The organism is Streptomyces sp. SM10, from assembly GCF_002910915.1.
In the GTDB taxonomy this organism is placed as follows: Bacteria; Actinomycetota; Actinomycetes; order Streptomycetales; family Streptomycetaceae; genus Streptomyces.
Map to the genome: position 1 here is coordinate 21,769 of NZ_NEUF01000080.1, position 14,624 is coordinate 36,392.

A 14,624-nucleotide genomic window follows, 5' to 3' on the forward strand; every position below is an offset into this window, starting at 1 on the left:
CCATGCCCACGCGCACCCAGATCTTCCAGGTGTCGACCCTGTACGGGGCGGCCACACTCGCCGCGGCGCTGGACGCCGGCCAGTTCGGGCCCGGCCAGGACAGCCACCGCGTCCTGCTCGTCTCCAACAACGCGGCGGTCCCCGAGACCGCCCTCCGGCTGGAGGAGATGCGGGGCTACGGGGACATCGCCGCCCGCTTCGACTCCGTCGTCGACTGGAACGACGCCATCAGCCCCCATCACCCCAGCGGATGGGGCCCGCGCGCCGAGGAGACCGAGCTCTGGCAGCGCGCCTTCCGCCTCGCCTGGGGCATCGACCCCGACGGGCCCGTCGACCTCGCCGTCGAATCCATCCAGGTCAACCCCGCCCGCGCACTGGCAGCGATCTTCTCCGAGAGCGCCGTGCACGTCTACGCGGACGGCCTGATGAGCTACGGCCCGACCCGCAACAAGGTGCCGCGGTCGATCGCCTGCCGGATCCAGCGGGTGCTCCACCTTGACCTCGTACCGGGACTCCGTCCCCTCCTCCTCGCCGAGTCCGGTGTCGAGCCCGAACTCGTCCCGAACGAGGCCTTCCGCAAGGTCCTCGGGGAGATCGCCGGGGCGGCGGACGGCGACCGAGGGCTCGCCGAGGCCGAGGCCGCGGCACCCACGGCCGTGCTTCTCGGCCAGTACCTCGCCGCGCTGAACATCCTCACGGCCGAGGAGGAGGAGGACCTGCACCTGCGCATGCTGCGCGGCGCGGCGCGGGCCGGCCACACCTCCGTCCTCTTCAAGCCCCACCCCACCGCACCGGCCCGCTACTCCCGCGCCCTCGACGACGCCGCCTCCGCGCTGGGGGTGCGGCTGACCACGATGGACGGCCCGCTGCTCGCCGAGACCCTCTACGAGAGGTGCGCGCCGACGCTCGTCGTCGGCTGCTTCTCCACCGCGATGTTCACGGCGGCCGCCTACTACGGCATCCCGGTGGCACGGGTCGGCACCCGTCTCGTCCTGGACCGCGTCACCCCGTACGAGAACAGCAACCGCATCCCGCTGACGATCGTCGACCACCTCGTGCCCGACCTGGACGAGCAGGCAGGCGAACCGGTGTCCGAACTGCCGCCCACGGCCCCCGGCACTCTCGCGCCCCTGGTCCGGACGGTCGGCTACTGCATGCAGGCAGGACTCCACCCCACGCTGCGCGCCGAGGCCGAGTCCTGGCTCCGGGACCACCTCGACAGCACCACGCAGCACTACTTCAAGCGGCGCCGCCTGCAGAAGCTCACCCTGCCCGGCGGCGGCCCACGAGGAGCGGCGATCCGGCTGCGCCGCACCGTACGGCGCACCCGCAGCAGCCTCGGCCTCTGACCCGGAGCCGGGGCGCGTGCCCCGGCCGGCCACTGATGACAGAACGGCGGAACGAGCATGGGCCAGACCTTCACGGGGCTGCTCAAGTCGGTACGGGCGAGAGCCGGGCAGGGCGGCGGCACGGCACGGCCGGCGCCGACGGCCGCCCTGCGCCTCTGCGGCGACTACCTCGCGGGCCTCGCCACGGGCGGTCCCGTGGACGACGCCCGCCGGACCCGGCTCGTCGCCGCCATCGGCGGCCTCACGCGGGCCTGCGGTACCGACGGGGACGACCTGTTCGATGTCCTGCTGCTCACCGGCAGGCGTGCTCTGGAGGCCGGCGGCGAGGCGGAGACACGTCTCGCCCTCGGCATCGCCGTCGAGGCCACGGAGCTGCGGCCCCGGTCAAAGGGCGCGTGGCGGCTGCGCGGTGGCGCCCTGGACGCGCTGGGCCGCCGCGACGAGGCGGTGGAGTCCTACGAGCGTCACCTGACGCTCCAGCAGAACCCACGGTCCGCCGACGACATCGCGCGCCGGATCGCCACCCTGAAGGACCTCCGCGCCTGTCTGGACGAGGCCGCCGGACTGCTGCCCGGCGAGGACGGCCCCCGGCTGCGCACGCTCCACAACGCCCCGGCCGGGCAGGCCCGCACCGACTTCGCCGAGGCCGTGCGACGGCGGACCGCCGCGGCCGGCGGGATGCACGACCCCGAGGTCCGCCGCCTCGCCGCCCTGTACGCCGCCCACCGCAGGCTGCTGGACCGCGACAGGCTGGCCGACCCCCTGCTCGGCGGCGCCGAGCCGCTCGGGGCCACCGCCCTGCGCCGTCTGGTCGCCGGACGCTCGGTCTGCCTGGTCGCGGGCGCACCCCGGATCGCCGACGAGGAACGCGCCCCGGGCAGTCCGCTGGGGAAGCTGATCGACGCGTACGACCTGGTGGTGCGCTGCGACAGCGTCCCCTCCGCCGCCCGGCGCACCGACCTGCACGCGGTCACGCTGCGGGGCGACACTCCGTGGACGGGCCCCGCATGGGACCGGCCGGCGGGCACCCGCCTGGTCTTCGGCGACTCGCTGTCGCACTGGCGCCGTTCGCTGCGCGCCCGCCTGGTCGCCGGCGCGCAGGACCACATCGGCGACGCCTCGCTGCGGCACCCCCTGGACGATCCGGCGCTGCTCGGCGAGGGCGAGCGGTGGCCCCGGGCCGGCACCGCCTTCACCGTGCTCCGCCTCCTGGACTTCCTCGACGCCGCCGACCGCCTGGACCTCATCGGCTTCGGACTGCCCGGGCAGTTGCAGCCGCGCGAGCGCGCGTGGGTCACGGCCCGCGCGACACACGAGGACGAGACCGAGATGAGGACCGCACTCCGATGAACACCCCCGCCGACAGACGGACCGGCCCCGCCGGGGGCGGCCAGGGCGCAGCGTCCGGCGCCGACGACCGGCGCGCCGTCACCGGCAAGCGGAGCATCGCCTTCGCGGCCTGGGCCGACGAGGACCGGATGCCCGGTCTCCTGGTGCTGCTGCGCAGCCTCGCACTGAACGACCCCGCCGTCTGCGAGGACTTCCTCGTCCTGCACCCGGGACTGCCCGACTCCACGTTCGACGCCGCCCGCCGGCTGCACCCGCGCCTCGTCCCGCGGAGGGCGGAGAGCCGCCTCGACGTCTTCCGGGAGACCGGCTACGACACGGTCGTCGCCCTCGGCGCCGACATGGTCGTCCTCGGCTCCCTCCGCCCGCTGCTCGCCCTCCGCACCGGCGTGGCAGCGGTGCCGCAGCCCGGCCCCGGCGGCGAACGGACCGTACGCGACGACGGGCTGCTGGTGATCCAGCGCCAGGACGTGACGGACGCGCTGCTGGACGCCCTGGCCGCAGACGGCGAGGGAGCGGTGGACCGAGCGCTGACGGAGGCCGGAGTCCTCGAACCCCTCGGCTCCCGCTACGACGTCCCGGCCGGCGGGCCGGGGGACGACACCCCCGTCCCCGGGAGCACCGTCGTCCTCCACCTCGGTGAGGACCCGGCACCCGGAACCCCCGCCCACGAGGCACGCGAACGCCACGAGCTGGACGACGAGGCCTTCCGCGCCGCCTACTGCGCCCTGCCCGGCCCCACCCACCCCGAACTGCTCCTGCACTGCGCCCTGCCGTTCCCCGAAGGGGGGCGTACGCCGGTGGACCTGGTCCGCCGGGTCGCCGAGGTGCACCGCCAGCAGGGCCGCTACGACGAGGCCGTCGCCCTGCTCACCCCCGCCGTGAGGGACCGTCCCGACCTGCCGCGCTGCCACGAGACGCTGGGCATCTGCCTGATGGCCCTGTCCCGCTACGAGGAGGCCGAGGCACACCTCCTCCTGGCCACCGTCTCACCCGACATCGCCGCCCGCGCCTACGGTCAGCTGGCCCGGCTCGCCTGGCTGACGGGCCGTGACGAGGACGCGCACACCTACGCCCGGGAAGGCCTCGACGCCGACCCGGCCGACGGCAACTGCCATGCCTGGCACGTCCGTACGAGCCCGGCTCCCGTCCCCGCGACGAAGACGGACCCGGTCGCCGCACACGAACAGCTGGCCCACGTCGCCCTGTTCGCCGACGGCCAGGAGAACGCGGGCGACAAGGTGCTCCCCGAAGCCGTGCGGATGTGCTTCGGGCCCGACACCGGACCCGCGCGCTGGCACGAGCGGTCCGTGCACCGGCTGGTCGACGGGCCCGGCCTGGAGGAGCTCAACGCCCGGCGCGGCATCGTGGTCGGCGGCGGCGGACTCTTCCTCCCGGACACCGCCCCCAACGGCAACAGCGGCTGGCAGTGGAACATCCCCGACGGCCTCCTGGACCGGATCACCACCCCGCTCGCCGTCTTCGCGGTCGGCTACAACGTCTTCGACGGCCAGCGCTACCGCCGGGAGCGCTTCGCGGAGAGCCTGCGCGCCCTCGTCGCGAAGTCGTCCTTCTTCGGGCTGCGCAACCACGGCTCCGTCGAGCGGGTCAGGGAACTGCTGCCCGAGGAGCTCCGGGAGCGGGTGCGCTACCAGCCGTGCCCCACCACCGTGGCCCGCCACCTCGACCCCGGACCCGACGACGGTGCGGGCCGGGACGACACCGTACTGATCAACTGCGCCTACGACCGGGCCGGTCTGCGCTTCGGCCACGACTACGGCCACTTCCTGGCCGAGACGGCCGCCGCCGTGCGCGCCATCGGCGAGCGCGCCGAGGTCCGGTACGCGGCCCACATGCCGGCCGACGAGAGATTCGTCCACGACCTGCGCAGGGAACACGGCACGGCCCTGCCGGTGGAGCCGCTGTACCTGTTCTCCAACGACCGGATCCGCGAGCTCTACCGGCGTACCCGCCTGGTCATCGGCGCGCGCGGGCACGCGGGAATGATCCCCTTCGGCTGCGGCACACCGATCATCAGCCTCGTCTCGCACCCCAAACTCGCCTACTTCCTCGCGGACATCGACCGCCCCGACTGGGGTGTGTCCGTCCACGAGCGGTCGCTGGGCACCCGGCTCGCCGAACGGGCGGCGCACGTGCTGGACGACCACGCGGCGGCGGTGGCCGACGTGCACGGCCGGCAGGAGCACCTCTGGTCGGTGACCCGCGACAACCTCACCGCACTCCAGGAGCTGTTCGGGCTGCCGGACCCCTTCGCCGCGCGCCCGGCCCCGCAGGTCCCGCGACCCCGTGCAGCCGAGCCGGCACGGGGTCTTCACCTGCCCGACACCCGGACGAAGTGACTGTTCACCTGACCGGAGTTCACCCCGGCCCGACCCGTTCGTAGCCTGCGATGACCATGTCTTCCTCCGTCTCCCGGGCCGGCTCGGCCGCCCCCGCGCCCATGCCGCAGCCCGCCCCCGAACCCCGCCCGCACCGCGAACACCGCTACGACATCGACCTGATGCGGCTGCTCTGCTCCGTCGGCGTGATCCTCTGCCACACCGGTTCCGCGTTCGTGAACACCGCGGGCCGCGAGGCCGCGAACGGTCCCGGCACCTACTGGGCCGGTCTGGTGGCGGACTCGGCGGGCCGCTTCGCCGTACCGCTGTTCTTCGCGATGGCCGGATGGGTCGTCCTGGTGGGCGCTCCGGTCCGGGACGGCCGGCAGCTCCGCGGCCGGATCGTCAGGATCGTGGTGCCGCTCGCCGTGTGGAGCGCGCTCTACATCGCCTGGGGCAGAGTGCGCTCCACCAACAGCGCACCGGCGGGGGACCTGGCGCTCGACGCGCTGTTCGGCTCGGTCCGCCCCGCCTACCACCTCTGGTACCTCTACGCCTACATCCCCGTGATCATGCTCCTGGCCTTCGCCGCCCTGGTGAGGTCGGGCAAGCGCCCCTGGGGCCTCGGGATCGCCCTGCTCGTGCTGGGGGCCGCCCCGACCCTGTTCGGCGACCTGTCGAAGATGACGGACCTGGAACTGCCGCGCTTCGGATGGGGCTTCGGCCCGTACCAGTTGATCTACGCGGTCCTGGGAGCCCTGGTCCTCGCGCTGCCCGCCGGCACCTTCGGCAGGCGGTCCCTCCGGTGGCTGCTCCCGGCGGGCGTCTGCCTGGCCGCGGTCGTCGCCTACCAGCACGGGGTGCACTACACGATCCCGTACGCGAACGTCCTGGTCGCCCTGCTCAGCGCCGGTGTGCTGTTCTCTCTCCACCGCCTGCACGTCCCCGAGCGCCTGCGCCCCGCCCTGACCCGGCTGGCGGGGGTCTCGTTCGGCGCGTACATGGTCCATGTGCTGGTCCTGGGCGTCCTCACCGACGCCCTGGTCGACGACGGCCTCGGGCTGCCGGCGGCGGCGGCCCTCGTGCTCGGCATCACCGTCGCCACGGCCGCCGTCTCCTTCGGCGCGGCGCTGCTCTGGACCCGCCTGGGGCTGACCCGGCTGCTGGGCTGAGTCCCGGCGTCAGCGACGCCGGAGCGCGCGGGCGCGCCGGGCCAGCCGGCGCAGTGTGGCATTCCGGCGGACGAAGGCGAGGCGCGCGGGGACCACGCCGGGGAGGGCCAGCGAGCCCAGGCGGCGGCGCTTGAAATAGCGCCAGGTCCGGGCGTTCAGCCGGGTGGAGAGGTAGCGCTCGGCGGCCGGCCGGAGGTCCGGACGGACACGCGGCTGCATCGCGAAGGCGACGGCCGGCAGCAGCCCGTCGAGCGCCTTCGCCACCCCGTCGCCGGTCAGCGGTGCCCCGTCCCGCACGGCGTCGGGGCCGGCCAGGTCGGGCAGCAGGGCGTCGACGATCGTGGCCGGGATCCTCGCCGGGTTCTCGTACGGGGTCAGGCGCTCCAGGAGCGCGCCGGTCCCGGTCCTGGCCACCGGCAGGCCGTAGTGCGCCGCCGCGGTGAGCAGGGCCGTCGAGGAGCAGCCGACGACGAGTGCGGGGCGCAGCCGCTCGAAGAGGACCTCGGCCGGGACGGGGACGCCGGGGCCGGGGTCCGGCGCCGTCACTCCGACACCGAGGCGTGCGGCCTCGGACCGTACGGCCGGGGCACAGAGGGAGGAGCCGCGGGGGTGGGGCACGAGCACGAGATGGGTGTGGCCGAGCGCGGCGGTGGCCCGGACCGTCCGCAGTCGGAGCTCCGTCTCCTCGGCGGCGGGGAGGACGCCCTTCTCGGTGAGGACCAGGACCACGGATCCCTCGGGAGCGCCGAAATCCGGTGTGGCGTAAGCCAGTTCCCCGAAGACCTTGCGCAGGGCGGCGGTGGGCAGCGGGCGGGGCGCGGCGTCGAACTCGCCGAGCAGCAGGGGCTGCAGTCCGGGGAGGAGGTCCGGGTGGAGGAGTTGTCGGACGCGGGTGCCGATGAGCGGCGGAATCTTGCCGGGGGTCGGGCCGTAGCCGGTCAGGCCGTCCGCGTACACGGTCAGGGGCCCGCCCATGAAGATCTGGGCGAGCGCCTGGGAGGGGCCGGAGAGAGGGGACTCCAGGGCCAGTTCGACCTCCTCGTCCCCGAGGCCCCACGCGCGCCGCAGGTGGCGTTCCCACAGGGGCACGTCGTCGGGGCGGGGCGTCCAGGCGGCCGGGTGCAGGGGGAAGACGGCGTCGTTCCACGAGAGCACCTCGTCGAACCGGGCGCGCAGCCGGTCGAAGCCGGGCACCGTGTCGAGCGGGGCCACCGCCTCGGGGACCGCAGCGGTGTCGCAGAGCAGCAGGACGCGGCGGTCGGCCTCGCCGAAGCAGCCGGAGTCGACCGCCGCGGCCAGCACGGCCGTGCCGCGGAGGCCGGAAGCGGCCAAGATCTGGGTGGTCACGCGGCAGCCGCTCCCTCAGTGGTGGCGGACCGGCGGCGCAGCTTGCGCAACACGGTCGCCCGTTCGGTGTCCATGGAGTCCAGGACGTCGTCGAGCACATCGCGCGGCATTCTTCCGAGTGCCTGCGCGGCGAGTGATTTCAGAGTGCGGGCCACCGCCGGTTCGTATCTGCCGATGGATCCGACGTGGTGGGAAATGACGGCGCAGTAGGTCCTCACCGCTTTCGGCATCAGTGTGTCCGCGTCGCGGTCCGCGGCGGTGTCGGACAGCACCTGGTCGTACGCGCGAATGAAATCCAGCTGCCGTTCGTCACCGATCTGCGTGAGGGAGGAGGAGACCCCGCGCCGGTAGAAATGGCCGAGCGTTCCCAGGACCGCGAAGGATTCGGCCTCCCGGTGCAGCCGCCAGATCCACGGCCGGTCCTCGGCGGTGCGCAGCCCGTCGGTGAAGTGCAGGAGCCCCCTGTCCAGCAGGCTGCGGTGGTAGAGCCCCGCCCAGGCGTAGGCGTAGTCCACCGACGTGGTCCGGCCGGCCGGCAGGATCGCCGCCCGTGGGTCGCTCACCACCGAGCGCGGACCGTGCGGGACGCGGCGCACCGTACGGGCCGTGCCGGTGACCTGAACATGGTCCGTACGCACGAACGCGCAGCTCAGGGTCTCGGTCTGGGCGAGGAGACGGGCGTAGTGGCCGGGCGCGAGCCAGTCGTCGCCGTCCAGGAAGGCGATGTACTCGCCCCGCGCGGCGTCCAGCCCCGTGTTGCGGGCCGTGGCGAGACCGGCGTTGCGTTCGTGTCGGTGCACGACCGCCCCCTCGATGCCGTCCAGGGCCCGGCGCAGGAGATCCGCGGTCCCGTCGGTCGAGCAGTCGTCGACGAGGATGAACTCGAAGTCCTCGCGGGTATTGGACCGCAGGCTTCTGAGAGTGTCGGGCGCGTATGCCTGGACGTTGTAGAACGGCACGATGACGGAGAGCTTAACCACCCGCATCACGCTAGACGCGGCCCCGGCATTCGCCTTGTCCACCGCCCGTACGGGAAGTGAACGACGCGCAACCGGAAAGTGAACCGGCCCGATTCCGCGGCCGATTCATCAGAAGAACGGGCCGAATCCCCAACCGTCGACCGGCTGTTAACCATCTGTTGCCATCGCGTTGGGCCGCGGATCGAAATGGCTTTCTAACTTCTACGACGTGCCCCCTCGTACCGATGACGCGTCCGCTCCGGCCGCCACCCCAGCAGCCGACCGTGCGGCGCTCCGCACAGTCGTGCTCGCCGACTCCGACACCAGGTGGAAATGGGGCGCGCTCACCGCGCGCCGCCTCGCCGGGGTCCCGGACTCCGGCGCGCCTGAGCGCCCCGTGGAGATCAGCGGACTCCTGCTGCGAGGCCGGGCCACCCCGACGCCCCGCCAGCTCGCCGAAGTCGGTGAGGTCGGCGTCGACGCCGACCGGGTGCGTGAGGTGACGGCCGTCGAATTCCTGCACACGGTGCGGGACGAGGCGCCCGACGTGGTGGTCCTCGCCCTCGTCGGCGGCGCGGTCCAGGCGATGCTGCACGGCCTGGCCGCACTGGACCTTCCCCGCAGGCCCGTCGTCGTCACGGGCTATGTCGGGGTCGTCTACGAGAAGCTCGCCGACGGACTCCTGCTGCGCCACGGGGCCGACATCGTACTGGCCAACTCCCGCCACGACGGGGAGCGCTTCCGTGCGGTGTACGAAGGGGTCGGCGCCGACGCCTCGTCCGTCACCGAGGCGGCTCTGCCGTTCCTCGGCGGCGAGCCGCACCGGGCCGAGGAAGGCCGCGAAACCGTCGTGTTCGCCGCCCAGCCCTCCGTCCCGGAGTCCCGCGCCGACCGCACCTACGTGCTGCGCCGGCTCGTCGAGCACGCCCGGCTGCACCCTGGTCGGGAGGTGCTGCTGAAGCTGCGCTCCAAGCCGGGCGAGCACACCACGCACATCGAGGAACTGCCCTACCAGCGCCTGGCGGAGCGGATCCCGGGCGGTCTCCCGCCCAACTTCCGCCTCGTGTACGGACACATGGGCGAGGTGCTCGACCGCACCGACCTGCTGGTCACGGTCTCCTCGACCGCCGCGCTGGAGTCCCTGCACCGGCGGATCCCGACCGCGATCCTCTCCGACCTGGGCGTCCGCGAGGCGCTCGGCAACCACCACTTCATCGGCTCGGGGCTGATCACGTCCTGGGACCACCTCGACGGCGGCCTCCGCCCGGAGCCCGACGAGGAGTGGCTGGCGGGCCAGGGCGTCGCCGCCGACGGCACCTACGCCGCCGCCTACGACACCGCCCGCGCCCGGGTCGCGGAGCTGCTCGCCGGGGGCCCGCTGCCCCGGCTCGCCCCCTACTACACGCCCGTCACCGCGCCCGGATACCTCCCCGGCATCCTCGCCCGCCACCACCTGGGCCTCGACGGCCACCCGCTTCCCGGCGCCGTCACGCCGAAGGAGACCGGGCGGCTCCGGGGCGCGGTCCGCGACACCGTACGCAACGCGGCGCGCGGCGCCTACCGCCACGGCGTCCAGCGGGTCGCCCCCGTGATCCGGCGGATGGGCGAGCTGTGACCACCGATTCAGGAGCAACCATGACCCCGCCCCCCACCGTGCTCGCCGTGATCCCCGCCCGCGGCGGATCCAAGGGCGTGCCCGCGAAGAACCTCGCCCGGGTCGGCGGCGTGCCGCTCGTCGCCCGCGCGGTCCGCGCCTGCCTGGCCTCGCCCGAGGTCACGGACGTCGTCGTGACGACCGACGACCCGGCGATCTCCGACGCGGCCAGGGCCGCCGCTGCGGCCCTGGGGGAGGAAGCCCGGCTGCACTGCGTCCAGCGCCCCGCCGCGATCTCCGGTGACACCGCGACGAGCGAGGCGGCCGTCCTGCACGCCCTGCACAGCTACGAGACCGCGGCCCACGGCCGGAAGGCCGACGTGGTCCTCCTGGTCCAGTGCACGAGCCCCTTCGTCACCCGGGAGGACATCGACGGCGTCGCCGCCGCGGTCGCCCGCGAGGGTGCCGACACCGCTGTCACCGTCGCCCCCTTCCACGGCTTCGTGTGGCGCGACGGAAGCGCGGTCGAGGACGACACCTACGGCGTCAACCACGACAAGGCCGTACGCCCCCGCCGCCAGGACCGGCCCCAGGACTATCTGGAGACCGGCGCCGCGTACGCCATGGACGTCGAGGGCTTCCGGACCCACCGCCACCGCTTCTTCGGCCACACGGCGCTCGTGCCGACCGACCCGGCCCGGGTCCTGGAGATCGACGACCCTCACGACCTGGCCCGCGCCCGCGCACTCGCACCCCTCCTGGACCCGTCGCCGTTCCCCACCCGGGCGGACGTCGACGCCGTCGTCCTCGACTTCGACGGCACGCAGACCGACGACCGCGTCCTCATCGACGCCGACGGCCGCGAGATCGTCGCCGTACACCGCGGCGACGGCCTCGGCGTCGCCGCGCTGCGCCGGTCCGGCCTGCCGGTCCTGATCCTCTCCACGGAACAGAACCCGGTCGTCGCCGCCCGCGCCCGCAAACTCCAGGTCCCCGTCCTGCACGGCATCGACCGCAAGGACCTTGCGCTCAAGCAGTGGTGCGAGGAGCAGTCCATCGCTCCCGACCGCGTGCTCTACGTCGGCAACGACGTCAACGACCTGGCCTGCTTCGGCCTGGCGGGCTGGCCCGTCGCCGTCGCGAGCGCCCACGACTCGGTACGCGCCGCCGCGCGCGCCGTGACCACCAACCCCGGCGGCTCCGGTGCCATCCGCGAGATCGCGGCCTGGCTCCTCGGCCCCACTCTCACCGTCTCCACCGAAACCCCCGACGCCCCCACCACGTAAGGAAGCACCACCATGAGCACCTCCCGCCTGCGCACCTTCGGCACCCGCACCGCCGGCCCCGGCCACTCCGTCTACGTCACCGGCGAGATCGGCATCAACCACAACGGCTCCCTCGACAACGCCCTCGCGCTGATCGACGTGGCCGCCGACGCCGGCTGCGACGCCGTCAAGTTCCAGAAGCGCACCCCGGAGATCTGCACCCCGCGCGACCAGTGGGACATCGAGCGCGACACCCCCTGGGGCCGGATGACGTACATCGACTACCGTCACCGCGTCGAGTTCGGCGAGGACGAGTACACCGCCATCGCCGAGCACTGCGCCAAGCGCGGCATCGACTGGTTCGCCTCCCCGTGGGACACCGAGGCCGTCGCCTTCCTCGAGAAGTTCGACGTCCCCGCGCACAAGGTCGCCTCCGCCTCCCTCACCGACGACGAGCTGCTCCGCGCCCTGCGCGCCACCGGCCGCACCGTCATCCTCTCCACCGGCATGTCGACGCCCAAGCAGATCCGGCACGCGGTCGAGGTCCTCGGCAGCGACAACATCCTGCTCTGCCACGCCACGTCGACGTACCCGGCGAAGGCCGAGGAGCTCAACCTGCGGGTCATCAACACCCTCCAGCAGGAGTACCCGAACGTCCCGATCGGCTACAGCGGCCACGAGACCGGCCTGCAGACGACTCTCGCCGCCGTCGCACTCGGCGCCACGTTCGTCGAGCGTCACATCACCCTGGACCGCGCCATGTGGGGCTCCGACCAGGCGGCCTCCGTCGAGCCGCAGGGCCTCACCCGCCTCGTCCGCGACATCCGCACCATCGAGGCGTCCCTCGGCGACGGTGTCAAGAAGGTCTACGAGTCGGAGCTCGGCCCGATGAAGAAGCTCCGCCGGGTCGCGGGCGTCATCGCCGAGACCGAGAACGCGCCGGCCGCCGAGCCGGTCGCGGTCTGACGGGCCGACCGGTGAACCTCGCCTTCGTCGAGAGCCCGGTCCAGCTCCTGAACGTCCTGGAGTGGACCCACACCCGGGGAGGACCCGACACCACGGTCGTCGTCCTCCCCCCGGTCGACCCGATGTCGCGCGGACAGCTGCGCAGGATGGCGGAGCTGGCCCGCGACGAGGGCATCACCGTCCGCTGGCAGGAGGCGCGCGGGGAGAGCGGCGCGCCTCTGAAGGCCCTGCGCGCGCTGACCGGACTGATCCGCAAGGCCGACCGCATCGTCATCGGGGACCCGTTCTCCCGGTACGTGCAACTGCTCCTCAGCCTGGTCCGCACCCGCCGGATCACGGTCGTCGACGACGGCACCGCCACCATGGAGTTCGTCGCGCAACTGGCGCGCGGTGAACGCCTGGTGCGCTGGCACCGCAGGGGGAACGGGGGCCCGCGCGAGCTGCTCCTGGCCCCGGTCGCCTCCGCTGCCCGCCGCAGCTTCACCCCGTCGGCGACCCGCACGGTCGAGGTGTTCACGGCGATGCCGGTGGAGGCTCCCGCCGGCATGGAGGTCACGGCGAACACCTTCGCCTGGACACGGGAGCGCTTCGGCCCGCCCCTCATCACCAAGGGCGCCGACCTGGTGGGCACCTCCCTGGTGGAGACGGGCGTGGTCGACCCCGTCCCGTACCAGGAGGCGGTCACCTCGCTCGCCCGCACCCACGGCGCGACCCGCTACTTCGCCCACCGGCGCGAGTCCGCGGAGAAGCTCCACGCCCTGGAGTCCGCCACCGGCCTGGAGATCGTCCGGCCCGACCTGCCGCTGGAGCTCATCGCACGCCGGGGCCCCATCGGCCACACGGTGGTGAGCTTCCCGTCCACGGTGGTCCACACCCTGCCGCTCGCCCTGGTCGGCACGGGGGTGAAGGTCGCGGTGTGCGACATAGCGCCGGAATGGCTTCGCGACACGGCTTCCCCGCGCGCCCAGGGCTTCCTGAGCGGCGTCACGGAGACGGCCAAGGACGTCCAGCGGCTGGCGCCCTGGCGGGTGACGGCCGCCACGGAGGGGTGAAGGGCGGGCGACGGTGCGCGGCAGGGCGCTACCGGTCGGCGTTCCGCCAGACGGTCAGGTCTCCCATGAGGAAGGCGAGCTCAGGCAGGGCGGTCGACTTCGTCTCGATCACGTACAGCCCGATGTTGCCCTCGTCGTCCTTCATGCAGAACTCGGATCCGGCTGCGGCCGCGGCCAGCGTCCAGCTGTGCTTGCGGGCGCTCCTGAGCATGAGGCGGCACCCGTCGAGGGTGGTGCCGTGGCCGAATATCTGCATGAACACCGTCTTTTCGCCCCGCAGTGCGCAGGCGTCCTCCGTGCAGGCGAGGCGGATGTCGCCCGTGCGAGTGCCCGACCCCGTAGCGCGCCGGACCCGGAAACCGCGTGCGGTCCTGTGGACGAGGGGCGACGCGGGGGCGTGGGGCTGTGGCTCGGTCGACGTGTGCGCCTTCCGTCCGGGGCATGGCAGTGCGGCAACGGTCGGTGGCCTCCCCGGGTTCCTTCAGCGGCGGCCGGTGGTGCGCCTGGCCGGGTCGAGGCGGACGCGCTGCGTGGCGGGCGCGGCATCGAGGTCGTCGAGCTGGGCGACGATCGTGGAGCGCAGGTCGTCGTAGTCCGCGAAGGCGTGGTCGTTGAACAGGGTGTAGCCCGTCCACATCAGGTTGGCGCACACGCGCGCCGGCACCCGGCCGGTACGTGCCCCCATGCCGACGAGCGCCACCGACGCGATGCTCCTCGGCGCCTTCCTGTTCTGCTGGTGGATCGCCTGGAACGCGGCGGCGCCGGCCAGGGCGACGTTCAGCGTCGCGCTGACGTTCTGCGAGGACGCCTCCATGGTCGGTGTGGATATGAGGAACTTCGGCTCGACCGCTCCGGACGGCACGCACACGGCACTTCCCACCGGGAGGGTCCCCCCGAACTCGTCCCGGACGGCCCGCTGCACCCGCAACTGGACACCGGCGCCGAAGGGCCGCTTGATCGCCGCGTCGGTCCCGCCGTCCATGCGGCCGCGGGAGTTGGTGGGGCTCACCCAGGCGTCCACCTTCTCGTCGAGGATGGAGCCCTTCCGGATCTCGATTTCCGGCACATCGGCGAAGGCGGCGCGCCAGGCCTCCACGACGGCGGTGTTCAGGTCGGTCAGGACCACCCGGACAGGCTGCGACTGCACGTGGCTCGCGGTCATCGTTCACTCCGATCGAGAGGTGGCTGATCCACTCCTCGGAACGCTACCGGGGCCCACTGACAACGCCCCGGC

At 73.4% G+C, this 14,624-nt stretch carries 12 protein-coding genes; 8 read left to right on the top strand and 4 right to left on the bottom strand.

What is annotated here, in order from left to right:
- The first annotated feature begins 2 nt into the window (after positions 1–2).
- Genes B9S57_RS11210 through B9S57_RS11225 form a run of 4 tightly spaced genes read left to right on the top strand, consistent with a single transcriptional unit; the run spans position 3 to position 6,207 of the window.
- Complete coding sequence (locus B9S57_RS11210; protein WP_103515394.1) at positions 3–1,349, top strand: polysialyltransferase family glycosyltransferase; 1,347 nt, start codon at positions 3–5, stop codon at positions 1,347–1,349.
- A gap of 57 nt (positions 1,350–1,406) precedes the next feature.
- Positions 1,407–2,699, top strand: coding sequence for a hypothetical protein (locus B9S57_RS11215; protein ID WP_103515395.1), 1,293 nt, complete (start codon positions 1,407–1,409; stop codon positions 2,697–2,699).
- Positions 2,696–5,056, top strand: a complete 2,361-nt coding sequence (locus B9S57_RS11220) for a polysaccharide pyruvyl transferase family protein (RefSeq protein ID WP_103515396.1) — start codon at positions 2,696–2,698, stop codon at positions 5,054–5,056. The genes B9S57_RS11215 and B9S57_RS11220 overlap by 4 nt, the downstream gene beginning before the upstream one ends.
- 50 nt (positions 5,057–5,106) lie before the next feature.
- Positions 5,107–6,207 carry an acyltransferase gene (locus B9S57_RS11225; RefSeq protein WP_103515397.1) on the top strand — a complete coding sequence of 367 codons (1,101 nt, stop codon included), beginning with the start codon at positions 5,107–5,109 and terminating at the stop codon, positions 6,205–6,207.
- 9 nt (positions 6,208–6,216) lie between these two features.
- On the opposite strand, the gene B9S57_RS11230 is transcribed toward B9S57_RS11225, so the two are convergent.
- The gene (locus B9S57_RS11230) at positions 6,217–7,554 is read right to left on the bottom strand and encodes a polysialyltransferase family glycosyltransferase (protein WP_103515398.1); all 1,338 of its coding nucleotides are present in this window, start codon (positions 7,552–7,554) and stop codon (positions 6,217–6,219) included.
- A complete protein-coding gene (locus B9S57_RS11235; RefSeq protein ID WP_103515437.1) occupies positions 7,551–8,534 on the bottom strand; it encodes a glycosyltransferase family A protein in 984 nt (327 codons plus the stop codon). Before B9S57_RS11235 ends, B9S57_RS11230 begins: the two co-directional genes overlap by 4 nt.
- Before the next feature lie 208 nt (positions 8,535–8,742).
- Between B9S57_RS11235 and B9S57_RS11240 the strand changes: the two genes are divergently transcribed.
- From B9S57_RS11240 to B9S57_RS11255, 4 genes are read left to right on the top strand one after another with little or no spacing between them, the layout of a single operon-like run.
- Positions 8,743–10,128 (top strand): DUF6716 putative glycosyltransferase, encoded by a 1,386-nt coding sequence (locus B9S57_RS11240; RefSeq protein ID WP_103515399.1) that lies wholly within the window; start codon positions 8,743–8,745, stop codon positions 10,126–10,128.
- Between the two features lie 20 nt (positions 10,129–10,148).
- Entirely contained in the window at positions 10,149–11,393 is a 1,245-nt protein-coding gene (locus tag B9S57_RS11245) for an acylneuraminate cytidylyltransferase (RefSeq protein ID WP_103515400.1), read from the top strand.
- A gap of 12 nt (positions 11,394–11,405) precedes the next feature.
- A complete protein-coding gene (locus tag B9S57_RS11250) occupies positions 11,406–12,338 on the top strand; it encodes an N-acetylneuraminate synthase family protein (RefSeq protein WP_103515401.1) in 933 nt (310 codons plus the stop codon).
- Positions 12,339–12,349: 11 nt separating this feature from the next.
- Positions 12,350–13,390, top strand: a complete 1,041-nt coding sequence (locus B9S57_RS11255) for a hypothetical protein (RefSeq protein ID WP_103515402.1) — start codon at positions 12,350–12,352, stop codon at positions 13,388–13,390.
- Positions 13,391–13,418: 28 nt separating this feature from the next.
- On the opposite strand, the gene B9S57_RS11260 is transcribed toward B9S57_RS11255, so the two are convergent.
- Positions 13,419–13,646 (bottom strand): hypothetical protein, encoded by a 228-nt coding sequence (locus B9S57_RS11260; RefSeq protein WP_258036359.1) that lies wholly within the window; start codon positions 13,644–13,646, stop codon positions 13,419–13,421.
- A 225-nt stretch (positions 13,647–13,871) separates the two neighbouring features.
- Complete coding sequence (locus B9S57_RS11265) at positions 13,872–14,552, bottom strand: macro domain-containing protein (protein ID WP_103515403.1); 681 nt, start codon at positions 14,550–14,552, stop codon at positions 13,872–13,874.
- Between the last annotated feature and the right edge of the window lie 72 nt (positions 14,553–14,624).